Here is a 22,190-nt window from a genome sequence, read left to right on the forward strand (position 1 = left end):
AAATAAAAATTTATTATACAAAGGAGACATTATGCCACTACTTTATATTTTGGCAATTGTGGTGATTGTTATTATCTTAATTCTATTAGGAATTATCGCTGCAAACTACAAAAAATCAGGACCTCAAGCGGCCCTTATCGTTTATGGTTCAGGTCTAGGTTCAAAAGGTGTCAATAAAGACTCACAAGGGAATCGATTAAAAGTGGTTCGTGGTTCTGGTACCTTTGTTTTACCAATCTTCCAAAATGCGAGATACCTCAGCTTACAATCTGCTGCAATCGATATTAAAACGGAAAAAGTTCTCTCGAAAGATAAAATTCCAGTAACGGTTGAAGCCACAGCTATGATTAAAGTAGGTTCTACTTTGCAAGATATTGCGACAGCTGCTGAGCAATTTTTAGGTAAAAGAGATGAACAACGTGATGCAATGGCTGACCAAGTTCTTCGTGGACATCTTCGGGCGATTGTTGGAACAATGACAGTATCCGAACTAATCGAAGACCGTAATAAGTTTTCAGCTGAAGTTCAAGGTCAAGCAGGGACTGACCTCTCAAAAATGGGACTTTCAATCGTTTCATTCGTTATTAATGATATTCGTGATGACCAAAACTACATCAAAGCATTAGGTGCTAAAGAAGTAGCGCGTGTTCAACAAGAAGCAGCAATTGCTGTTGCAAATGCTGATAAAGAAACTCGTATTCAAAAGGCAGCGGCTGATCAAGATGCCCAAAAAGCTGAAGCACTTGCCGCAACTCAAGTTGCCAATGCCCAAAAGGAAAAAGCAATCAGCTTAGCTCACTATGAGCAAGAACAATCAATTGCTGCTGCTGAAGCAAAAGCTCAAGCTGACCAAGCCCAAGCCTCTGCTGACCAAGCTTACGCGATTCAAGAAGCAATTTCTAAAAAAGAAACAACTGAAGCTGAAATGCAAGTTGAATTGATTAAAAAGCAAAGAGAAACTGACTTAGAAACCCAAGAAGTTCTCCGTAAAGCACAAGAAAATGAAGCCAATGTCGTAAAAGCTGCTGAAGCTGCCAAGGCTGCACAAATTGCTAAAGCCGAAGCCGATGCGCGTGAACGCGAAGTGAGAGCACAGGCTGAAGCAGCCGCTATTGAAGCTACAGCCAAAGCCACTGCTAAACAACGTGAAGTAACAGCAATGGCCGAAGCTACAGCTATTGAAGCAACTGGTAAAGCTGAAGCCGAAGCGATTCGCCTTAAAGGGCTTGCCGAAGCCGAAGCAATTGATAAAAAAGCCGAAGCAATGCAAAAAATGAATGATGCGGCTAAATTGAACATGGCACTTGAAATTCTTCCAGAAGTTGTTGCTAGTGTATCAAGTAATCTTCAAGCTGTCGATTCTATTAATATTTATGGTGGAGAAGGTTCGTCAAAAATTCTCGGAATGTCACAAGAAAGTCTTAAACAAGGCCTTGATGTCCTAGGAACAATGGGAATTGACGTCCCTGACTTATTAAATAATTTTAGCAGTCGTGGTAATTCCAATGAGACACTTGAAAAAGTCGAAAAAATAGAAGAATAAAAAACAGCTCTTAGAGCTGTTTTTTATTAACATATTTTAGTCAAAAAAGGCTGAATATATCGCTTTTAGAGCTTCTTTTTCGTATTTTTCTTTGACAATAAACATGACGGAAACTTCGCTTGAACCTTGCGAAAGCATAGCGATTGAAATGCCTTGTTTAGAAAGTGCTGCTGTTGCTCTAGCGGTAACCCCAACGTGTTCCTTCATATCTTCACCAACAATGGTGATAATAGAGAAATCACGGTCAATATAGACTTCATCTGGATGGAGCGATTCTGTAAGATTAGAAATAAGGGCTTTTGAAATGGGTTGAGTTAGATAGCGGCTACGAATAATGATAGACATGTCATCAATACCAGTTGGCATATGCTCAAAACGAACACCTAAATTTTCCAATACAGAAAGGACTTTTCGGCCGAATCCAACCTCACGGTTCATCAGATATTTACTGACATAAAGAGAAGAGAAGGCACTAGATGAAGCAATTCCAACGACAGGTGAGCCTTTAGTCTCTCTTTGAACAACAATTTTTGTTCCAGGATGATCAGGGTTATTTGTATTCTTGATGACTAAAGGAACATGGGCACGATAGGCAGGAACGAGTGCTTCGTCATGTAAAACAGAAAAACCAGAATAAGCAAGTTCTCGCATTTCACGGTAAGTTAATTCAGAGATATAAGCTGGATTCTTAACGATGCCAGGGTGAGCGGCAAAAATTCCATTAACGTCAGTAAAGTTTTCATAAAGCTCAGCTCGCACACCAGCCGCAATAATTGAGCCGGTAATATCAGAACCACCACGGGAAAAAGTGCAAACCTCACCCGCTTTTGTGATTCCAAAAAATCCAGGGATGATTAACGTTTCTTCAAGTTCATTAAGATATTTAATATGTTCATAAGCTCCACCAAGCAACCGAGCATTTCCAGGGTCAGATGAAACCATAATTCCAGCATCTGATGGATGAACATAGCGACTTGGTAAGCCAGAATGATTGAAAAAATCTGCGACTAATTTGGCATTATTATTTTCACCAGCGGCTAAAAAAGTATCATAAGTAAAAACATTATCTAAATCTAACTGGGCTAAATGGTTGATATTTTCTGCGATTTGATTAATGACTGGACTTTTTAAGCCAAGTTCATCATAGATTTCTCGAAATCTTTCAATAATCCAATTCTGATAATAGTGAATTCCTTTTTCATCAGCTGATTTATAAGCTTTATAATAAGCAATCAAAGCATCGGTAACTTTAGTATCAGCCCCCGAACGTTTGCCTGGTGCAGAAACCACAATAAATTTTCTTTGTTTATCGGCTTGAACAATATCAAAAACTTTTTTGATTTGCGAAGCTGATGCGAGAGACGAACCTCCAAATTTTGCAACTTTCACTAAATATTACCTTCCTTCAAGATTAAATTAAATTATAAATTGATTTATTATAGCTAATTTTCAGATAATTTTCAATAAATAACTCATTTATAGCCTATTTTAGTAGCAAAGTAATCAAAAAAACTTTTATTTTTTTTAACCAAATAAAAAACATACATAATTTAACGAAACAAAATAAGTGGTGACAGGAAAGAGAGAGTGTTTTATAGATTTTGAAAAGCTATCTACATTCATAAGCGGCTTTGAAACACATTACTTTTATAGTGAAGTCTATTGAACCATGCTTAGATACTGTGCTATAATGGTTCTATGAAATTTAAAGCAGTGATATTTGATATGGATGGTGTTCTTGTTGACACCGAACGTTACTATTTACAAAGAAGAGAAGAATTTTTTGGCGGACACGGAATTTCTATCAGCCACTTGACGCCTAGTGATTTTATTGGTGGAAATATGAAAGATATTTGGCCACGAATTTTGCAAGAGGCTTTTGATGAAGAAAAAGCGAGTGAATTGCAAGAAGACTATGAGCAATTCAAAGAAAATCATCCGATGCCTTATGCAGAACTTTTATTTTCTGATGTGCCTGATATTTTAGAATTTTTGCGTCAAAAAGAAGTAAAAATTGCACTTGCTTCAAGTTCGTCAATGTTTGATATCAAACAAATGTTAGATATTCATCAATTGAATTCTTATTTTGAAGTAGTGGTTTCAGGAAATGACTTTAAACAAACGAAACCAAATCCAGAAATTTATCAATCAACAATGAAGAAATTGGGTGTAACACCTTCTGAAACTTTGATTATTGAGGATTCTGAAAAAGGAATTCAAGCTGGAGAAGCAGCTGGTGCGACCGTTTGGGCAATTGAAGACAAGCGCTTTGGCATGAATCAAGAGAAGGCTGACTTAAAGGTAGATTCACTGACAGCTATTCAAAAATTACTGACAGAATCATCACTAAAGATGATAAAGGCTTAATAAACATTTTAGAAGAAAAAATCACTGACAGATCGGTGATTCTTTAAGTTTTTTCTGTCCTATGTTAAAATAGAGGAATATAGGAGTAATATTATGAATTTTGTCCGCCGGTTTTCACCGCTTGCTATTATTATCATAATGGTTATTGTTCAAATCATTGAGACTGTTGTTGTTCATGTTTCAGCAACACGTTGGTCAATTTGGATTTATTTGTTGATTTTGAACATAGCGATTACACTCATTTTACTATCACAAACTCAAAACTATCAATTGCGTCGTCAAGATTTTATTCGTAAAATTAATGATGAAGCAGAAAATTCGCTCAATGCTACCTTGGATAATATGCCAATCGGGGTCATCCGTTTTAATAGTGAAACCTTTGAACCTGAATGGTTTAATCCATTCATTGATATGATTTTTAAGGGAAATGACAAAGTTATCAATCGTGACGATATTAAAAAGATATTGAAAAATGCGAGCGAAGACCAGTATATCACCCTTGGTAAGCAAAAATATGTCGCAGAACTTGATTCTGATAAGAATCTTATTTATTTAATTGATGCCACAAAAGAAGTTGCTTTTAAATCAGAATTTAATGACAGCCGTGCGGTTATTGGTGCGATTTCTGTTGATAATTATGATGATGCTACAGATTTAATTACAGACAGCGGTCGAACAGCCATTAATAGTTTTATCGCTTCATTTTTAGAAGAATTTGCTGACAAATACGGAGTTTATCTTCGCCGTATTAATAGCAGTCGCCATTATTTTTTTTGTGATTATCGTATTCTTGAAAAAATGCTTAAAGATAAATTCGCTGTTCTTAAAGAGTTTCGTGAACTATCAGCTCAAAAAGATATTCCTTTGACTCTCTCTGTCGGCGTCGCCTACGGTTGGAATGATTTTCCAGCCATTGGTAAAGTTGCTCTAAATAATCTTGAATTAGCCCAAGTCCGTGGAGGAGATCAAGTTGTACTTAGAGAAAATACTCCTCAAGCTCGTCCCGTTTATTTCGGCGGCAATTCGGAGAGTAGAACGCAAAAAAGCAGAACAAGAGCGCGGGCTATTTCAACAGCACTTCGGACAATTATTGCTGAGGCAGAAGATGTCTTTATTGTAGGGCATCGCTTTACAGATATGGACGCGCTTGGAGCAGCGGTGGCTATGAAGGCATTTGCTAATATGTCTGGAAAAGAAGCCTTTGTCGTTTACGATCCTGAACAGTTATTGCCAGATGTTGAGCGTGCAATTAATAAAATGAATGAGTCGTCTGACGGTTTTACGCACATTGTTAAGTTAGAAACCGCTCAAAAACTGAAGAAAAAAGATTCATTACTTATCATGGTTGACCATTCAAAAACAAGTCAAACTTTAAATCTTGAATTCTATAAATCATTTGAGAAATTAGTGGTCATTGACCACCACAGACGTGATGATGATTTCCCAGAACATGCACTTCTTTCATATATTGAATCATCAGCAAGCTCTGCTAGTGAATTAACTGTCGAAATCCTTCAATTCCATGATAATAATCAAAGAAAAATGTCAACCATTGAAGCTAGTATTGTTCTTGCAGGGATCGAATTAGATACCAAAAACTTTACAAAAACAACGACTGAAAGAACATTTGAAGCAGCAGCTTATCTACGCTCTCGTGGAGCTGATAACGATTTGATTAAAATGATTATGGCTACTGACTTTGATAAATATAAGAAGGCCAATGAAATTGTTCTTAATGCAAAAATGGTTTTACCAGGAATTGCTTTAGGAGTTGGACTTAAACATCAGAAATATGATAATATTGCAACGGCAAAAGCTGCTGACACCCTCCTAGATATGGCAGGGATTACTGCTGCATTTGCGATTACACAACATAATAATGGCTATATTTCTATTTCTGCTCGTTCTCGAAATGGCTTTAATGTCCAAACGATTATGGAGCAAATGGGTGGTGGTGGACATTTTAATAATGCTGCGACCCAAATATATGAAAAATATATCGATGAAGTGCAAGAAGATTTAATTGAAATACTAAAAGAAAGAGAAAACGAAAAATGAAAGTTGTATTCTTAGAAGACGTTAAAGGACAAGGAAAAAAAGGTCAAATTAAAGAAGTCCCAACAGGTTATGCTCAAAACTTTTTAATTAAGAAAAATTTGGCAAAAGTTGCTACAGCAGCTGCTCTTTCTGAAGTGAAAGGTCAAGCCAAAGCTAAGGAAAAAGAAGAAGCAGAACTTTTAGCGGAAGCAAAAGCCCTTAAAGAAGTTCTTGAAAAAGAAGACACTGTTGTTGAAATTAAGATGAAAGTTGGACAAACAGGTCACACTTTTGGTGCTGTAGATAAAGCAGATATCGCAAAAGCCCTTAAAAGTCAATTTAATCTCAAGTTAGATAAACGCAAAATTCAATTGATTAACAAAATTCAAGCTTTGGGAACAAAAGATGTACCAGTGAAACTTCACCGTGATGTGACAGCCGTGGTTAAAGTCAAAATTAGCGAGGCCTAAACTAAATGCCCGAAATTGATTTAATAAAAGCCCCGCCTCAAGACCTAGCTGCTGAGCAGGCCGTTCTTGGGGCTGTTTTTTTAGATAGCGAACGCTTAGTCGAAATTAAAGAATTTTTAAGTTCAGATGACTTCTATAAAAACGCTCACAAGATAATTTTTCGGACAATGGAAAAATTGTCTGATGCTCGTGAAGCAATTGATGTCTTAACCATTCGTTCCCATCTTGAAAATCAAGGGGAGCTGGAGGCAATTGGTGGGATTGCTTATATTGCAGAACTTGCCACCGCAACCCCCACCGCAGCAAATGCGGCCTATTATGCCAAGATTGTTGCTGAAAAATCATTACTCCGTCAACTGATAAATCGTCTAACTGAATCAGTCGAAAAAGCTTATGAACAAGATTCACCAGCGGATGATATTTTAGCTCAAGCAGAAAAAAGTTTAATTGACGTTCAACAAGGACGTAATACAAATGGCTTTAAGAAAATTTCTGATGTCTTAGCGATTCACATGGATGACCTTGAGCAAAAAGCTCAACAAAAGTCCAATATCACAGGGATCGCAACAGGTTATCCTGCTTTAGATAACATGACAACAGGTCTTCATGAAGAAGAATTGATTATTCTTGCGGCTCGTCCAGCGGTTGGTAAAACAGCCTTTGCCTTAAATATTGCTCAAAATATTGGGACAAAGCAAGACCGAACCGTTGCAATTTTCTCTCTTGAAATGGGGGCAGAAAGTCTTGTCAGTCGGATGATTGCTGCCGAAGGTTCAATTGATTCACACAGCTTACGTACTGGACAATTAAATGACCAAGAATGGAATGATTATTTCATGGCAACAGGGACTTTATCAAGAGCAAGTATTTATATTGATGACACACCAGGGATAAAGATTTCTGAAATTCGGGCGCGTTCAAGAAAATTAGCCCAAGAAACAGGAAATCTTGGTTTGATTGTTATTGACTACTTGCAATTGATTTCTGGAACAGGACGAGAAAATCGTCAACAAGAAGTTTCTGAAATTTCTCGTCAGTTAAAAATTTTAGCTAAAGAATTAAAAGTTCCTGTTATTGCCCTTTCACAGCTCTCACGTGGAGTGGAACAACGTCAAGATAAACGACCAGTTTTGTCTGATATCCGTGAATCTGGATCAATCGAGCAAGATGCCGATATTGTCGCATTTCTTTATCGAGATGACTATTATGAACGTGGAACTGGTGAAGATGAAGACGGCGAAGAGATTCTGGAAGATAATAAAGTTGAAGTTATTATTGAAAAAAACCGTTCAGGAAGCCGTGGAACAGTCGAATTACTCTTTATTAAAGAGCATAATAAATTCGCAAGTATCGATAACAGATATGGCGACTAGATTTTTTTGACCAATTCGTGTTATAATATGAGTAATTGTCTAATTCTCTTTATTAATAAAAATGAATGATAAAGAATACACTATAAAATTTGATTCTTTTAATCAAAAAGAGAGATATAATCAAGGATAAAATTAGATTTATAAGGTAAGCGTTCGGAGAAATCCGACTTTTACGTCTTATTTGGAGGAAAAAATGGATAACCAAAATCAAGAAATAGGAAAAATCGTTGACATTCGTGAAAAAGTTCAAGCACACTTGGGTGAAACGATTGAAATTACTTCACAATTTGGTCGTAAACGCGAAAATCGTCATAAAGTGAACTTGATTGAAGCCTATGCAACACATTTCATTATTGAAAACATTCCGGCTCGTGGTCCCAAAACAACTGAGTCATATCAATATGCTGACATTTTGACTCAAACTATTTTAATTCACTATCCAAACGTATAAGTTTGAGGAATAAAGTAAATGGTTCAAATAATGATTAATCGATTTTTAAAGGAAAGGAGAAGATAAGGATGATGAAAGCCGATTGGGATATGACGCCTGTTAAAGGTGGCTCTGGCAATGCATTTTTTGGGAAAAGTGATCAGGAACGCGTTTTTATTAAAAAAAACGGCAGTCCTTTTTTGCCGAGTATTTATCTTGAGGGAATCACGCCAAAAGTCTTATGGACAAAACGTACGGCTGAAGGCGATACCTTATCTGCTCAACCTTGGATTGACGGTCATACACTAAGTCCTGAGGATATGGAAGACCGCCAAATTAATCATATTTTAGCACATTTGCATGACTCAAAAAAATTGGTTGAATCTTATAAGAAGTTGGGAAGTCAAATTATTCTTCCTGAACAATTATTAGAGGATTGTGTCCAAAATACTGAGGCTTTACGAACAAATCATTTTTTGTCAGGAATCATTGAAGAAATGCGTCAACAAGTTCCCGAAATCAAAAATGAAGAGGTCGTAGTCGTTCATGGCGATGTCAATCATAAAAATTGGTTAGTGGATGATAATTCAGGAAAAATTTATTTAGTAGATTGGGATACCGTCTTTTTATCAGATTCAATGGTTGATATGGCACATGTTTTATCACATTATATTAAACCAAATAATTGGTCTTTGTGGTTGATGACATCTGGTGTTAGACCTCGTTCAGATATTATGGATAAGGTGGCTTGGTATGGAAAACTTTCTTTTCTTCGCCAAATCTCTGAATATCTTTCTAGAGGAAAAATGAAAGAAGTAAATCAAGAAATCTTGGGACTTCGTAAATTTTGTGAATTATTTTAGTAAAAATAGGCTAGGGTTTGGACCTTCCTATTTTTTGGCTTATAATTGAATAATAAAAATAAAGAAATAGAAGATCACTTTTGCTGATTTTCTACAAAAATTAAAAAATTGAGGTAAAAATGCGCGTCAGAAATCGTAAAGGGGCAGGCGAAATGCTTGCTGAAAACGCACATATCGTAGTTGAAAATCCAGCGGACTTTAAAGGACGTTGGTCAGAACGTTTTGGAAATGATCATCCGATTCATATTGAAGTGGGTTGTGGAAAAGGAGCTTTCATCACAGGAATGGCAGCTCTTCATCCAGAAATAAATTACATTGCAATTGATATGCAATTATCAGTTTTATCTTATGCTTTAGATAAAGCAATTGAAGCAGATTTGCCAAACGTACAAATGATGCTTGTTGATGGAGCTGCTTTGAGTGAATATTTTGCTGATGGTGAAATTGACCAAGTCTATTTGAACTTTTCTGACCCTTGGCCAAAAGGCCGTCATGAAAAACGACGTTTGACTTATAAATCTTTTCTTGCAACTTATGAAAAGATTTTACGTCCTGAAGGTGAAATTCATTTCAAAACTGATAATCGGGGATTGTTTGAATATTCTTTAGTTTCTTTAGCTAACTATGGCATGGAACTTAAAAAAGTTTGGTTAGATTTACACCAAGACGAAGAATTTGCAACTCAAAATGTAATGACCGAGTATGAGCAAAAATTCTCACAAAAAGGTCAAGTAATTTATAGATTGGAAGCAAAATTTTTGCCTAAGAAGTAAATAAGTTGCTTTCTGTCATTAAAACTAATGAAAAAAGTACTGACAGAGTAAGAAAGTCTAAACCAATTTTCTGTCAGTAAAATTAATAAGAATTTATTATCTATTAAGGAGAATAAAATGAGATGTCCAAAGTGTTCTTCTGAAGAATCAAAAGTTGTTGATTCAAGACAAGCCGAAGATGCTATTCGCCGTCGTCGTGTTTGTGAATCATGTGGTTTTCGCTTCACAACCTTTGAACGTATCGAAGAAATGCCCCTTTTAGTCATCAAAAAAGATGACAAACGTGAACCCTTTAATCGTGAAAAAATTGTACGTGGTTTAGTTCGTTCAGCATACAAACGCCCAGTATCAAGTGAAGATATTGAAACAACAGTTGCAAACGTTGAAAGAAAAATTCGTCAACTAGACAGTAATGAAGTTGAATCAGATGTCATTGGTGAATTTGTGATGCAAGAACTAGCTGAATTGGATGATATCACCTATATCAGATTTGCCAGCGTCTACCGTTCATTCAAAGATGTCAGTGAATTAGAAGAGCTCCTTAAAAATATTACCAAAAAATAAATCCGTCAGTAAAATGCGACTGAATAGGGAGCATTTTATCGGCAAATAAAAGAAAGATCAGCTCGCTGAACTTTCTGTCATTAAAAGCGACTGAATAGGGGGAGCATTTTATCGGCAAATAAAAGAAAGATCAGCTTGCTGGACTTTCTGTCAGTAAAAAGTGACTGAATAAGGAGCGTTTTATCGGTAAATAAAAGAAAGATCAGCTTGCTGAACTTTCTGTCAGTAAAAAGTGACTGAATAAGGAGCGTTTTATCGGTAAATAAAAGAAAGATCAGCTTGCTGAACTTTCTGTCAGTAAAAAGTGAGGAAAAAAATGAGAGCAGGAGATTCATTTACAATGCTTAATCGAGGAAAGACCAGCTTTGACGCTGAGACTTTTCGTCTGCTCTATTTACCAATCATTGGCACGGATGCCTTTGCGCTTTATCAATTAATGCTAAGCTTCTCTACTGGAAGAATTTCTCACTTTTTGGAATATCTAAATCTCGGTCTCAATCCTTTTATTGAAGCATTAGATAAATTATCTGGCTTATCATTAGTTCGCGTTTATGATGATCATACCAGTCTTTATTTTGAAGTAAAAAGTCCGCTAAATTTTGAAAATTTCCTCGCAGATGATTTTTATAGACAACTTTTGATTTCAAGAATTGGTGAAAACCGAGTAGCTGCTTTAGCTAAAAGAATGGAACCAAAAGGAAAAGAAGTTTCCAAGAAATTTCATGAAGTTTATAAAGTTAGTTTTGACTCACAAGCTCAACAAAACCCTTCAAATACAAAGGAGCGTTTTGATATGGGGGCCTTTAAAAGTATTATGGAACGTCAAGGCTATCATTTAAACAATGAAAATCAAGACTCCTTAACGCTCTATTCACTAGCAGAAAAATTTGAACTCAATTGGTACGAATTATTCAAGCAAGCAGAAAAAACAGCCAATGCTGATAAAAGTTTGAACATGAATAATTTGATGAGAAGTCTTTCAGGAGCTAGCCAACCGCAACCAGCACTTTCAGCCTTTCCTAAAGCTTTTGCCGATTTGATTGTCATCAGTAAATCTCATGAACCAGATGATTTCATCCGACAGATAAAAGCGCAAGCTGGAGGCTTTGTCAGTTCGGAAGAACATAAGCTTTTAACTAATTTAAGTCGCCAAAATTTGCCAGCAGAAGTCCAAAATATTTTGATTCACTATGTTTTAGTACAGCAAAAAAATGCGTCGTTAAATCCAAATTTTGTAAATGCATTAGCCAATGACTGGATGAGAAATGAAGTATTTACAGCTGAAACAGCGGTAAAACGAATTTTGGAACGAGAAGAATTAGCTGCTGCTAAAGCTAAAACTGGAGCTGAAAAACTACCAATGAAAATCAAAAAAGAAGCACCAAAATGGTCAAATCCAGATTATGAAAATAAGACAAGCCAAGAAGAACTTGCAAAACTTGAGAAAATAAGGCTTGACTCTCTCAAAAAACTGAAAGGAGAGCAAAATTAATGGAATCTATCGGAGACATCTTAGGAAAACGTCAAGACATCCGTGAAAATTTTGAAAAATTAGTCACAGAAGTACTAAAAAATGCTGATGTGCAAGCTTTTATTGCCCAACATCAAATGACTTCTGACGAAATTCAACGCTCTTACTCCAAGTTTTATGAATACGTTCGTGAGCATGAAAAATTTGAAAAAGGTGAAAAACGGGCAGCTGACGGTTATGAACCTGTTTTAATCATGAATCACGGCTATGCTGATGTTTCATATCAAACGACAAATGAATTGGCGCAGCAACAAGCAGCTCAAAACCTTTTGCGACGTGTGAATATTATTGGACTTCCAAAAGATTTAAAACAAGTCACTTTGGCAGATATTGCCCTTGATGATGTTCAAAGAATCAAGCCATACCAAGCTCTAGTTGATTTTATTACTAATTTTCCCAAGAAAAAAGGATTGTATCTTTATGGAGATTTTGGGGTCGGAAAATCTTTCATGCTTGCGGCGATGGCAAACGAATTAGCTAAAAAAGGAATTTCAACCACGTTACTTCATTATCCCACTTTCATTTCTGATTTAGATTTTGACAATGCCAAGGTTTGGGTCAATGAAATAAAAGCCAGTCAAGTTTTAGTTTTGGATGATATTGGGGCAGAGCAAAATAACGCTTGGGTTCGTGACAGTATTTTACAAGTCATTTTACAACATCGCATGCAAGAAAATCTCCCGACTTTCTTCACTTCAAATTTAAGAATGGAAGAATTAGAACAGCATTTAGCCGAAACTAAGCGAGCTGATGAAATTTGGCCAGCAAAACGGGTTATGGAACGCGTGAAATATTTGGCAGAAGAAATGCGATTAGAGGGGACGAATAGACGTCATGACTGAAACAAATGAAACGATTGATTTAATGATGAACCACACTTCGGTCAGAAATTTTACAGAAGAAGCAATTGAGCCTAAAGATTTGGAAAAAATCTTAAAAGCTGCTCAAATGGCATCAACATGGAAAAATTTCCAATCATATTCTGTGATTGTTGTAGAATCACAAGCTCAAAAAGATGCGATTTATGAATTTCAACCACAAAAATCAATCAAAAATTGTGCAGCATATTTAGTTTTTGTCGGCGATTTAAATCGTGCCCAAAAGGCAGTTGAATTACATCAAGGCAATTTCCAACCGCAAGGAATTGAAAGTTTATTGATTACATCAGTTGATGCCGCAACAGCTGGACAAAATGCGCTTCTTGCAGCGGAATCTTTAGGTTACAACGGGGTGATGGTTGGCTTAATTCGAGACCAATCCTCAGAAATTTCTAAAGTCTTGAACTTGCCAGATTATACTTATCCTATTTTTGGCATTGCACTCGGTAAAGCCGCACGTTTGAACAAAGTAAAACCACGTCTTCCTTTGGAAGCAACAGCTTTTAAAGAAAAATATGTTGAGCAAACGTCTGAAACCATTGAAAAATATGACCAAGTTCAAGAAGAATATGCTGGAAATAGACGCTTAAACAAATGGTCTGAACGGATTGTTGACCAGTGGGGCCAACCAGAAATTTCAGCCTCAACAGAAAATTTAAAGGCGAAAAAATTACTGTGAAATTAAAGAAAATCTTAGAACCAAAACTTCCAGCCACCTATCAAGTAGCCACAAGTCAAGATTTTATTGATGGAGAAATCTATCAAGCAGAATTTATAGATGAAACTTTGACAATCAATCAAAGAACTATTTTTTCAGGCTGTTCTTTCAAAAACACAACCTTTGAATTTACTGACAATACGATCAGTGAATTTACAGATTGCCTTTTTGAAAAATGTGATTTTTCCAATTTAAACTTCAATAAAATTGGCATTTATCGCTCAATCTTTAAATCCTGCAAATTGCTAGGAACTGATTTTACTGAAAGTCACTTACAAGACCTTCAGTTTACAGAAAATCTAATGACTTATGCAAATTTTTCAGGTTCTACCTTAAAGTCAGTCCGTTTTTTAGAAAATGAAGCTAAAGAAACCTTCTTTACTGCCTGTAATTTTAAGAATGTGGAGCTTTTAAAAAATCAATTAGAAGCAGCAAATTTTTGGGAAACAGCACTTGCAGGAATTGATTTTTCTACGAATCAATTTGAACGCATGGAAGTTACACCTCAACTCGCTAAAAATATGAAGATAAGTCTTAGTCAAGCCCCATTTTTTACTAGCCTGTTTGGCATTGAAATTATCTAAAATGAACCTCGAAACCAAAGTCTAAAATTATATAGTCTATGGATTACAAACTCCTTCGCTATTATAATTTTTTATCCAATAAGTAAACAAAGAAAGAAATAAAAATATGAGCTTACCTACAGTAGCCATCGTTGGCCGTCCAAATGTCGGAAAATCAACGATATTCAACCGTATTGCAGGAGAACGCATCTCAATTGTCGAAGACATTCCAGGTGTAACTCGTGACCGTATCTATGCCACAGGAGAATGGTTAACCCGTAAATTCAATATCATCGATACAGGTGGGATTGAACTTTCAGATGAACCTTTCATGACTGAAATTCGTGCGCAAGCCGAAATTGCCATGACCGAAGCAGATGTTATCATCGCTGTTGTTGACGGAGAAACAGGTATTACAGATGCCGATGAAGCCGTTGCTAATATTCTTTATCGTACAGACAAACCAGTTATTCTTGTTGTCAATAAAGTCGATAACCCAGAACGTCGAATGGAAATCTTTGATTTCTACTCACTTGGACTTGGCGATCCTTATCCTGTTTCAGCCGTTCACGGGATTGGGACAGGGGATGTCCTTGATGCAATCGTTCAAAATCTTCCTAATGAAATTGAAGAAGAAAATGAGAATGTCATCAAGTTCAGCTTGATTGGCCGCCCAAACGTTGGGAAATCATCTCTTATTAATGCTATTCTTGGCGAAGACCGCGTAATTGCTAGTCCAATTGCAGGAACAACTCGTGATGCGATTGATACACACTTTGTCGATTCTGAAGACCAAGAATTTGTTATGATTGATACCGCTGGAATGCGTAAATCAGGAAAAATTTACGAAAATACTGAAAAATACTCAGTCATGCGTGCCATGCGTGCGATTGACCGTTCAGATATCGTTTTGATGGTGATTAACGCTGAAGAAGGAATTCGCGAATATGATATGCGTATCGCTGGATTTGCTCACGAAGCTGGTAAAGGAATTTTGATTGTTGTCAATAAATGGGATACTCTTGAAAAAGATAACGATACAATGAAAAACTTTGAATTAGAAATTCGGACAAAGTTCAAATTCCTCGATTATGCACCAATCGTTTATGTATCTGCTAAGACAGGACAACGTCTGAATAAACTCCCAGATATGATTAAAGAAATTCATCATGCACAAAACTTACGTATTTCAAGTTCTGTTTTGAATGACGTCATTATGGATGCCGTAGCGATTAATCCAACTCCGACGGACAAAGGAAAACGTTTGAAGATTTTCTATGCAACACAAGTAGCGATTAAACCACCAACTTTTGTTGTTTTTGTCAATGAAGAAGAACTCATGCACTTCTCATACCTTCGTTTCCTTGAAAATCAAATCCGTAAAGCCTTTGTTTTTGAAGGAACGCCAGTTCATTTGATTGCACGTAAACGTAAATAAAAAAAATTCACTGATTTTATCAGTGTTTTTTTATGCAAAATAATTGCAAAAATCCTAAATTTGAAATATAATATTAAAAAAATTAATTTAATTGAAAGAAGATTAAATGGTATATTTTAAATATGGGAAAGCCTTCCATGACCTTAGAATTCAACATGGTTTTTCGCTTTCAGCATTTGAGGAACTGGGAATTGCAAAGTCAACCCTCTCCAATTTTGAAAATGGTAAAAGCATGCTCTCCTTTGACCGACTTGACTTTGCCCTTCAAAAAATGAATGTATCTCCATCGGACTATAGCCTAATGATTAATAATGGCGAACAAGATAGTTATATTTCTACTTTTGATGAGATTGAACAATCTTATTATCAAAGAGATATTAAGCATCTCCAAGAAATTTATCAAGGAAATAAAAAGGGGAGTAAAGAACAAAAACTAGTAGCATATTCAGCCAAAGGACTTTATCAACATCTACTTCCGGAAGAAATTGATGAACTTGAAGATTATCTTAAAGGAGTACAGTTTTGGGGACTATTTGAACTTTCAATTCTTGCAAATATCGGAGATAAACTCAATGATACTTTAATAGATAATGTTTTAAAAGATTTTCTATATAATAAAGCATACTATGAGAATGATCTATATTATCGAGTGCTCATCTATCGTTTTCTCTATAAAGTAATTCTCAACTATGTTGATATTGGGGAAAAAGAAAAAGCTCAAGAAATTCTTGAAATTTCCGAGCAGTTTTTTATGCCTGGAGATGTGATGAGTCGCGTTATCATCAATTATGCTCAATCATTTTATTGTTATTATTATATTGATGAAAAAAAAGGGAAAAATCAACTGCAAGATACACTAAGATTTTTGAAGAGAATTGGTGCTATAGACTTTCGTAATACCTTAAAGATGCAATATGACAAGAGAATAACAAAGAAAAATCGTTCTGAATAATGAACGTTTTTTTTTTTTTTTTATCCTGGAATTTTAAAAATACGCATGCTTAAGCCACTTTTTTTAGTATATTTTATAAATGATAATATGATTTTTAAAAAATTAAGTACAATTACAAAACCTAAAAGTGCTATTTATATCTGTTTTAGAAATGTTTATGCAATGATATAATATTTTTGTAAACAAAAAGAAAAGAGGGAGGCAACAATGAAAAATAAAAAGTTTATTCTAGTAAGTTTAGTTAGTCTTTCAGTTTTAATAAATGCAACTCATACCGTTCATGCAGATTCTGCAAATTTTTCAGTCACACCCAAAATAGGTGAAAATCAAGTTGGACAAAACCTTGGCTACTTCAATCTTCTTTTGAAACCAAAGCAGACTCAAAACGTAGAGTTTACCTTAAATAATAATTCAAATCAGACGATTAAAGTGAAAACAACTTTTGGAACAGCCTTCACAAGTCAATCAGGAAATGTAGGCTACACTCCAGACTTAGTCAAGCCAGACCCTTCATTAAAAATAAATTTAAAAGACTATGTTAAACTTCCTCAAACGCTGACAATAAAGCCCAAAAGTACAACAACCGTAACCGCCACAGTAACAATGCCTGATGAAAACATCAAAGGAGTAATTGCTGGAGGATTTAACTTTGAAGATGCTAGCACTTCAGAAAGCACTCAAAAAAGTAGTGGCGTTTCTATCACCAACCGCTATCGTTATGTGATTGGACTTGTCCTGCAAAATGATATAGCAAAAGTTGACCCAACCCTTAACCTAGGTAAAGTTGGTCCAGACCAAGTAAATGGTCGAAATGTAATTACAGCAAACCTAACGAATAGCGCCCCTGCTTATCTCATGCAGATGAATACCGATGCTGTCGTCACAAAATATAATGATTCATCCATCAAATATACCTATAACAACGTCGCTATGGAAATGGCACCTAACTCAAACTTCAACCTAGCCATTCCAGTTTCTATCCCGGGTGCTCTCAATGGTAAAACATCTGAACCTCTCAAACCCGGAAAATATCATCTCAAGATGACCGTTTATGGTGGTAAAGATGACAAGGGTAAATATCAAACCATAGTCAATGGACAAGTCACAAAATATGATTACAAATGGGTTTTTGATAAAGACTTTATAATCACAGGAGCAAAAGCAAGCAGTTTAAATGCTAAAGACGCCACAATCAACCACAAACCTAAAATTGATTGGTTACTTATCGTAGGCTTTGCCGCTATCATACTTCTGCTGTTAATCATTATTTTCCTTCTCTTTAAACGTCGCAAAAAAGATGAAGAAGAAAATGAAGAATCTGTTGAGAATAAAAAAGACTAAAGGCAAATCAACAGATTAGGAAAAGAGATCCTTACTATGTTTCTTCGTTTTTATCAACAATGATAGAAACCAAGAAGCATAGTAAGGAAGCTTCAAAAAAAGAAAGGAGAAAACTAGAGTGAAAAAAATCATTGTTGCTCTTGTCCTCTTGCATCTCATAGGACCTCCGGCTCGTGCGGATGCTGTTATAGCAGATACAGTGACGAGCACATCAACAGTGACGTTTATCGCAAATCCTAATTTGCCTAAACCGCAAGCTCCAGGACTTTCCCCAGGAAATGGCCTGGAAGTTATTGTTCCAAAAGGAACCCTACCTAAGACAGGAGAAAGTGCAAACACGCTCCTCCCTGTTGGGTCATCTATTATTCTACTCGCGACTGTGCTTTATCTTGTCAAAAAAAGAGCAAAAGTCTAAAACAAAATAGTCTTTAATTTACTTCGAGAAAGGAAGTTTACACACTTTATGAAAAAAATAATCACATTCTCATCTGCAGCTTTGACTGCACTCTCTCTTGTCGCTATTGTCGCTCCAGCTTTTGCTGACACTGGTGCTGTAACTACTCCAGGTAGCTCAACAACAGCTCAACAATGGACTTCAAACACAGGAGTTACTTTCAATGCTCCTGGTCCTGATACACAATTGCCACCAATTGAAGTTCCAACAGAACCACCAGTTACCGTTAATCCACAACCAGGTGCTTTGACACTTGACTATGCGACTGACTTTGACTTCGGTGTGAACCAAATCGATGGTAGCACAACAGACTTTAAAGCGTTGACAGAAACAGATTCTTCAAAGAGCAATTCTCAAGCTTCTCCATTGGTTGCATTCCATGACTTAGATGGTGTATCAACAAACTACACAATCTCTGCTACAGCTTCAGGACTTTCTGGTCTTAATAGCTCTACAATTACATTGGGTGGCGCAACATTCTCAAACATCTCAGGTAATGGAGCAACAGATACTTCAGCACTTGCTGATGTTTCAACAAGCCATACGTTGACAAACCAACCACAAGTCCTCGTTACTTCTACTGGTACAGTATCTGGTTACTATGCTGATAAATTCAGCGATGCAACATTGACAGTACCAGTTGCTGATCAAGCAGCAGGTAACCACACAGGAACAATCACTTGGGATTTGACAGTCGCTCCTTAATAACAGCAGATTTATGAGTTGAGGGGTTTCTTTATTCAAGGAACCCCTTAGTTTTAGAGAGGAAACAACAATGGCAAATGTCAAAAACTTACTTAAAAAATCAACAAATCTTGGCGCAAATGCCTTACTTTTAGTAAGTACCTTGTTGCCAACTCTAAGTGTATTTTCAGCTCAAACTGTCTATGCGACAACTCAAGCACCAAGCACTGGCGGTCAAGCGCTCCAACCGACCGTTTACGATAATTACGATACGGGCGCACATAATTGGTCTGATTCTAGTCTTACCAATGTCGTAAGAGACAGTTCTAAGTGGTCAGCTTTAGGAACAACGCAAATCTCCGGAAACTGGTTTAATCTGACTCAAAACAAGAAAAACCAAGCAGGATATGGGATTTTTAATGCATCCATGGATATGAGTCAAACAACGTCAATCTCTGGGATGTTCAGAACACAAATCATTAATCCAGCAGCCGGTAATGATTTTAATCTGGCAGGAGATGCGGTTGGTTTTATACTGACGCCAACAAACAAAGCTCAAATCAATGCGAACTCTAGTAAACCCTCTTCGAATAATCGACCGGTTAATTTCCCAACGGGTGCAGGGCTTGGGATTGGTGGACTTCCAGGTTCAGTCTTTGTTGGACGTGACTTGTATTATAATGCTTCATCAGGTCTTGCAGATGACCCCACACAAGATATTGACGGAGCAAACCAGTGGTTTGGGCAATCTCCATCACCAATCTATGCGACGGTCATTCGAACGACTTATGATAGTAAGAATAACCAAATCCTTGCGACACCCGGCACGCTTTATGATCAGGGCGCTGGAAACCTGATTCCAGACCCTGTAGGCACTTACAATAATGGTTCGAAATATCCCATCGATAAATGGGGAGGAAAATCTTACTATTCAGCAGGTTCAGCTGCTGAAATTTTACAAGGGACTCTTGGGAAGCAGACAGAAGATGAAAAGGTCACAATGACCTGGACTCCTGATAGCGCAGGGGTAACAACGGCGACAATTTCAGGGACTTTGACTTATGTGGCGCAAGCTTGTAATTCTGATGGATCTATCAATACTGGAGCAGGTTCTGCAACAGTGTCTCAAAAGCTCGTTTTACCTCGCTCAATGTCTATTGGGGTTGTTGGTGGGACAGGGAGTAACTACGGAAACATCTCGTTCTCAAACAATACTTCAAATATTACAGGATATCGTGGAACAACAAATGCCCAAGTCAACTATATCAATGCGACGACAGGTAAAAAGATTGCCGCTTATCCAGCTTCTACCATCACTGCGAATGTCGGTGACCGTTTGGCGATTGGGGTGGCTGGCTCAGTGGCTGGTCTGCCCGGAAAGTACACATATAGTGCGCCAGCAGTACCGACTGGCTACACCGCACAAAGCAAAGTCACTTTTGGAGGAAGTTTTGATGCGAATGGAGTACTTTCAGGAGATGTTGACTCAACGAAGGATCCGAACGACTCGACCAATAGTACGGGCGGATTGACAATGATCAACTATGATGCGGAAGGTGCTAACAATCCAAATGAAATCAATATCTACTATACCCCTAAAAGTATCACTTCACACATCTATCAAGCTTTGAGTGCTGGATCACCCGGTTCATATACTCTGACCGATAGTCAATTGAAGACTTTAGGTGGTGCGGACTTTAGTGGTTTTGCTTCAAGCACTGACAGTATCGGTTGGGCAGGAGTAAATCCTGGTCTTGGGACTCAAGTGTCTGGGACTGATACGAGTGGTCTGAACTCAAGTGTACCAATCAATGTCAGTGGTATTACAGACAATGCTTATACTTATCCAAGTCTTACGACACCGACAGGTTACGTCATTGACAAAATCTACTATCAAAATGTGGACAACACTTGGGCGACTTACTCAGGGCAAGCAGGTTGGACTCAGCTCCAAAGTGACCATCCGAACATGAATGGCGGGACAAATGCTATCCTTGTGACCTATGCGAAGATGGAAAGTGGAACGGTGCATTTCCTTTACAATCCTGAAATCAGCCCCGGTGTTGACGAATCTGGTTTGCCCTCAGACAATCCAGAAATTGCTGGAAAACGACCACCAGACCTACCGAGTGATTATGCAATGAGCGGTCAGTTTGGTGCACACTATCCTTTTGAAGCTAGTAACATAAATAACGCTTTGACACCGGGCTACTATACTTATCAAGTTTATTACTCAGCTGAAGGTCTGAATTCAGATGCTCCAGGTGATGTTTCTGCACAAGCAAAACTTGATATATTTGCCGCTCAAAGTGGAGTAAGTGATTGGGCACATATGAGCTTTATAGATTCAAGTAACGATATAAATGTAATGATTTCTCCAATAAGCCAAAAGATAAATGTCAAGTATGTTGTTGATGATGATCCTAATGCGACTGTTCCTGATCAGTCAACGCTTAGCACGCAAAAAACGAATGCGACAATTTCACCTTCACTCATTACTAAGAGTGATACAGCAGTCAATACCGCTTTGGCTGGCTCGTCCTACATCGTTGGTTCTGTGACCGCGCCTGACGGAACGGTCTACTCTGCGAGTCCAGATGGCAGTGCTTCGGCGATGGTCAATGCGATGAACGGAACCAAATATGTCCTTCCTGGTGGAGAAAATGTTGCTAGCTATGATGGTGCCAATGACTATACCGTCCACTTGGTTGATGCGGGAACTCTTGAGTTGTCTGCACCAGACACGATTGATTTTGGGACACATCCCATCTCGGGGGCGACACAAAACCTGACGGGAAATCTTGATCAAGCCGTGGAAGTGACAGACACCAGAAGTAGCGCAAACTTATCGCCATGGACTTTGTCAGTGGCAGAAACATCACCTTTACAAGACGTGAGCGGTAAAATCAGCCAAACTTTTAGTGGATTGATGAGTTTTAACAACAGCACTTTGACGGATCAACCATTGGTGGTTCAAACACACAGTAATCCAAGCACAGGCGAAGTGACAACAGTTGTCTCTAAAAACAGTAGTGCCTTTCAATTGCAAGCACCAGAAAGCTTGCAAAGACAAGCGGACTACCAAGGACAGCTGACATGGACGCTGACCACAGCACCATAATCAAAGCCTACACTTAGAACGTTGATAAAACCTGTGAGACTTCTCACAGGTTTTTTGGTTAAAAAGATGATTACAAATAAATTACGTTAT

At 37.3% G+C, this 22,190-nt stretch carries 20 protein-coding genes; 19 read left to right on the forward strand and 1 reads right to left on the reverse strand.

Annotation, left to right across the window (positions count from 1 at the left end):
- Window positions 1-31: 31 nt before the first annotated feature.
- Entirely contained in the window at window positions 32-1,543 is a 1,512-nt protein-coding gene (locus ACRYLU_RS03800; RefSeq protein WP_010905537.1) for a flotillin family protein, read from the forward strand.
- A 36-nt stretch (window positions 1,544-1,579) separates the two neighbouring features.
- Here ACRYLU_RS03800 and ACRYLU_RS03805 read toward each other — a convergent pair whose 3' ends face one another.
- On the reverse strand, window positions 1,580-2,932 hold the full coding sequence (locus tag ACRYLU_RS03805) for an aspartate kinase (RefSeq protein WP_038599866.1): 1,353 nt from the start codon (window positions 2,930-2,932) through the stop codon (window positions 1,580-1,582).
- Between the two features lie 309 nt (window positions 2,933-3,241).
- Between ACRYLU_RS03805 and ACRYLU_RS03810 the strand changes: the two genes are divergently transcribed.
- From ACRYLU_RS03810 to ACRYLU_RS03895, 18 genes are all read left to right on the forward strand, one after another.
- Entirely contained in the window at window positions 3,242-3,910 is a 669-nt protein-coding gene (locus ACRYLU_RS03810; protein WP_058205926.1) for an HAD family hydrolase, read from the forward strand.
- Between the two features lie 93 nt (window positions 3,911-4,003).
- On the forward strand, window positions 4,004-5,968 hold the full coding sequence (locus ACRYLU_RS03815; protein WP_038599873.1) for a DHH family phosphoesterase: 1,965 nt from the start codon (window positions 4,004-4,006) through the stop codon (window positions 5,966-5,968).
- Window positions 5,965-6,417 carry a 50S ribosomal protein L9 gene (rplI, locus tag ACRYLU_RS03820; RefSeq protein ID WP_003132464.1) on the forward strand — a complete coding sequence of 151 codons (453 nt, stop codon included), beginning with the start codon at window positions 5,965-5,967 and terminating at the stop codon, window positions 6,415-6,417. The genes ACRYLU_RS03815 and rplI overlap by 4 nt, the downstream gene beginning before the upstream one ends.
- Before the next feature lie 5 nt (window positions 6,418-6,422).
- Window positions 6,423-7,790, forward strand: a complete 1,368-nt coding sequence (dnaB, locus tag ACRYLU_RS03825; RefSeq protein ID WP_003132465.1) for a replicative DNA helicase — start codon at window positions 6,423-6,425, stop codon at window positions 7,788-7,790.
- Window positions 7,791-7,983: 193 nt separating this feature from the next.
- A complete protein-coding gene (locus ACRYLU_RS03830; protein WP_445081252.1) occupies window positions 7,984-8,241 on the forward strand; it encodes a Veg family protein in 258 nt (85 codons plus the stop codon).
- A gap of 68 nt (window positions 8,242-8,309) precedes the next feature.
- Window positions 8,310-9,083, forward strand: coding sequence for a phosphotransferase family protein (locus ACRYLU_RS03835; RefSeq protein ID WP_003132467.1), 774 nt, complete (start codon window positions 8,310-8,312; stop codon window positions 9,081-9,083).
- Window positions 9,084-9,202: 119 nt separating this feature from the next.
- Window positions 9,203-9,856 (forward strand): tRNA (guanosine(46)-N7)-methyltransferase TrmB, encoded by a 654-nt coding sequence (gene trmB / locus ACRYLU_RS03840; RefSeq protein WP_058205928.1) that lies wholly within the window; start codon window positions 9,203-9,205, stop codon window positions 9,854-9,856.
- Between the two features lie 117 nt (window positions 9,857-9,973).
- A complete protein-coding gene (gene nrdR / locus ACRYLU_RS03845) occupies window positions 9,974-10,420 on the forward strand; it encodes a transcriptional regulator NrdR (protein WP_003132469.1) in 447 nt (148 codons plus the stop codon).
- 316 nt (window positions 10,421-10,736) lie between these two features.
- Window positions 10,737-11,912 carry a DnaD domain protein gene (locus tag ACRYLU_RS03850; protein ID WP_445081253.1) on the forward strand — a complete coding sequence of 392 codons (1,176 nt, stop codon included), beginning with the start codon at window positions 10,737-10,739 and terminating at the stop codon, window positions 11,910-11,912.
- Window positions 11,912-12,793, forward strand: coding sequence for a primosomal protein DnaI (gene dnaI / locus ACRYLU_RS03855; protein ID WP_098394006.1), 882 nt, complete (start codon window positions 11,912-11,914; stop codon window positions 12,791-12,793). The genes ACRYLU_RS03850 and dnaI overlap by 1 nt, the downstream gene beginning before the upstream one ends.
- Window positions 12,786-13,508 (forward strand): NADPH-dependent oxidoreductase, encoded by a 723-nt coding sequence (locus ACRYLU_RS03860; protein WP_003132474.1) that lies wholly within the window; start codon window positions 12,786-12,788, stop codon window positions 13,506-13,508. The genes dnaI and ACRYLU_RS03860 overlap by 8 nt, the downstream gene beginning before the upstream one ends.
- Window positions 13,505-14,131, forward strand: coding sequence for a pentapeptide repeat-containing protein (locus ACRYLU_RS03865; RefSeq protein ID WP_012897442.1), 627 nt, complete (start codon window positions 13,505-13,507; stop codon window positions 14,129-14,131). Before ACRYLU_RS03860 ends, ACRYLU_RS03865 begins: the two co-directional genes overlap by 4 nt.
- 106 nt (window positions 14,132-14,237) lie before the next feature.
- Complete coding sequence (gene der, locus ACRYLU_RS03870) at window positions 14,238-15,548, forward strand: ribosome biogenesis GTPase Der (RefSeq protein WP_003132476.1); 1,311 nt, start codon at window positions 14,238-14,240, stop codon at window positions 15,546-15,548.
- Window positions 15,549-15,654: 106 nt separating this feature from the next.
- The gene (locus ACRYLU_RS03875; protein WP_104142378.1) at window positions 15,655-16,500 is read left to right on the forward strand and encodes an Rgg/GadR/MutR family transcriptional regulator; all 846 of its coding nucleotides are present in this window, start codon (window positions 15,655-15,657) and stop codon (window positions 16,498-16,500) included.
- A 207-nt stretch (window positions 16,501-16,707) separates the two neighbouring features.
- Window positions 16,708-17,841: a DUF916 and DUF3324 domain-containing protein gene (locus ACRYLU_RS03880; protein ID WP_445081254.1), complete on the forward strand. Its 1,134-nt coding sequence runs from the start codon at window positions 16,708-16,710 to the stop codon at window positions 17,839-17,841.
- Window positions 17,842-17,959: 118 nt separating this feature from the next.
- Complete coding sequence (locus tag ACRYLU_RS03885) at window positions 17,960-18,256, forward strand: LPXTG cell wall anchor domain-containing protein (RefSeq protein ID WP_038599895.1); 297 nt, start codon at window positions 17,960-17,962, stop codon at window positions 18,254-18,256.
- Window positions 18,257-18,304: 48 nt separating this feature from the next.
- Window positions 18,305-19,000 (forward strand): WxL domain-containing protein, encoded by a 696-nt coding sequence (locus ACRYLU_RS03890; protein ID WP_445081255.1) that lies wholly within the window; start codon window positions 18,305-18,307, stop codon window positions 18,998-19,000.
- A gap of 70 nt (window positions 19,001-19,070) precedes the next feature.
- Window positions 19,071-22,100, forward strand: coding sequence for a WxL domain-containing protein (locus ACRYLU_RS03895; protein WP_445081256.1), 3,030 nt, complete (start codon window positions 19,071-19,073; stop codon window positions 22,098-22,100).
- The last annotated feature ends 90 nt before the right edge of the window (window positions 22,101-22,190 follow it).

It is taken from the genome of Lactococcus sp. KTH0-1S (genome assembly GCF_052544945.1).

What these genes read in the sequence shown, in the direction of transcription:
- ACRYLU_RS03800 (WP_010905537.1), top strand. Translation starts at nt 32, where the DNA reads ATGCCACTACTTTATATTTTGGCAATTGTGGTGATTGTTATTATCTTA.
- ACRYLU_RS03810 (WP_058205926.1), top strand. Translation starts at nt 3,242, where the DNA reads ATGAAATTTAAAGCAGTGATATTTGATATGGATGGTGTTCTTGTTGAC.
- ACRYLU_RS03815 (WP_038599873.1), top strand. Translation starts at nt 4,004, where the DNA reads ATGAATTTTGTCCGCCGGTTTTCACCGCTTGCTATTATTATCATAATG.
- rplI (WP_003132464.1), top strand. Translation starts at nt 5,965, where the DNA reads ATGAAAGTTGTATTCTTAGAAGACGTTAAAGGACAAGGAAAAAAAGGT.
- dnaB (WP_003132465.1), top strand. Translation starts at nt 6,423, where the DNA reads ATGCCCGAAATTGATTTAATAAAAGCCCCGCCTCAAGACCTAGCTGCT.
- ACRYLU_RS03830 (WP_445081252.1), top strand. Translation starts at nt 7,984, where the DNA reads ATGGATAACCAAAATCAAGAAATAGGAAAAATCGTTGACATTCGTGAA.
- ACRYLU_RS03835 (WP_003132467.1), top strand. Translation starts at nt 8,310, where the DNA reads ATGATGAAAGCCGATTGGGATATGACGCCTGTTAAAGGTGGCTCTGGC.
- trmB (WP_058205928.1), top strand. Translation starts at nt 9,203, where the DNA reads ATGCGCGTCAGAAATCGTAAAGGGGCAGGCGAAATGCTTGCTGAAAAC.
- nrdR (WP_003132469.1), top strand. Translation starts at nt 9,974, where the DNA reads ATGAGATGTCCAAAGTGTTCTTCTGAAGAATCAAAAGTTGTTGATTCA.
- ACRYLU_RS03850 (WP_445081253.1), top strand. Translation starts at nt 10,737, where the DNA reads ATGAGAGCAGGAGATTCATTTACAATGCTTAATCGAGGAAAGACCAGC.
- dnaI (WP_098394006.1), top strand. Translation starts at nt 11,912, where the DNA reads ATGGAATCTATCGGAGACATCTTAGGAAAACGTCAAGACATCCGTGAA.
- ACRYLU_RS03860 (WP_003132474.1), top strand. Translation starts at nt 12,786, where the DNA reads ATGACTGAAACAAATGAAACGATTGATTTAATGATGAACCACACTTCG.
- der (WP_003132476.1), top strand. Translation starts at nt 14,238, where the DNA reads ATGAGCTTACCTACAGTAGCCATCGTTGGCCGTCCAAATGTCGGAAAA.
- ACRYLU_RS03875 (WP_104142378.1), top strand. Translation starts at nt 15,655, where the DNA reads ATGGTATATTTTAAATATGGGAAAGCCTTCCATGACCTTAGAATTCAA.
- ACRYLU_RS03880 (WP_445081254.1), top strand. Translation starts at nt 16,708, where the DNA reads ATGAAAAATAAAAAGTTTATTCTAGTAAGTTTAGTTAGTCTTTCAGTT.
- ACRYLU_RS03890 (WP_445081255.1), top strand. Translation starts at nt 18,305, where the DNA reads ATGAAAAAAATAATCACATTCTCATCTGCAGCTTTGACTGCACTCTCT.
- ACRYLU_RS03895 (WP_445081256.1), top strand. Translation starts at nt 19,071, where the DNA reads ATGGCAAATGTCAAAAACTTACTTAAAAAATCAACAAATCTTGGCGCA.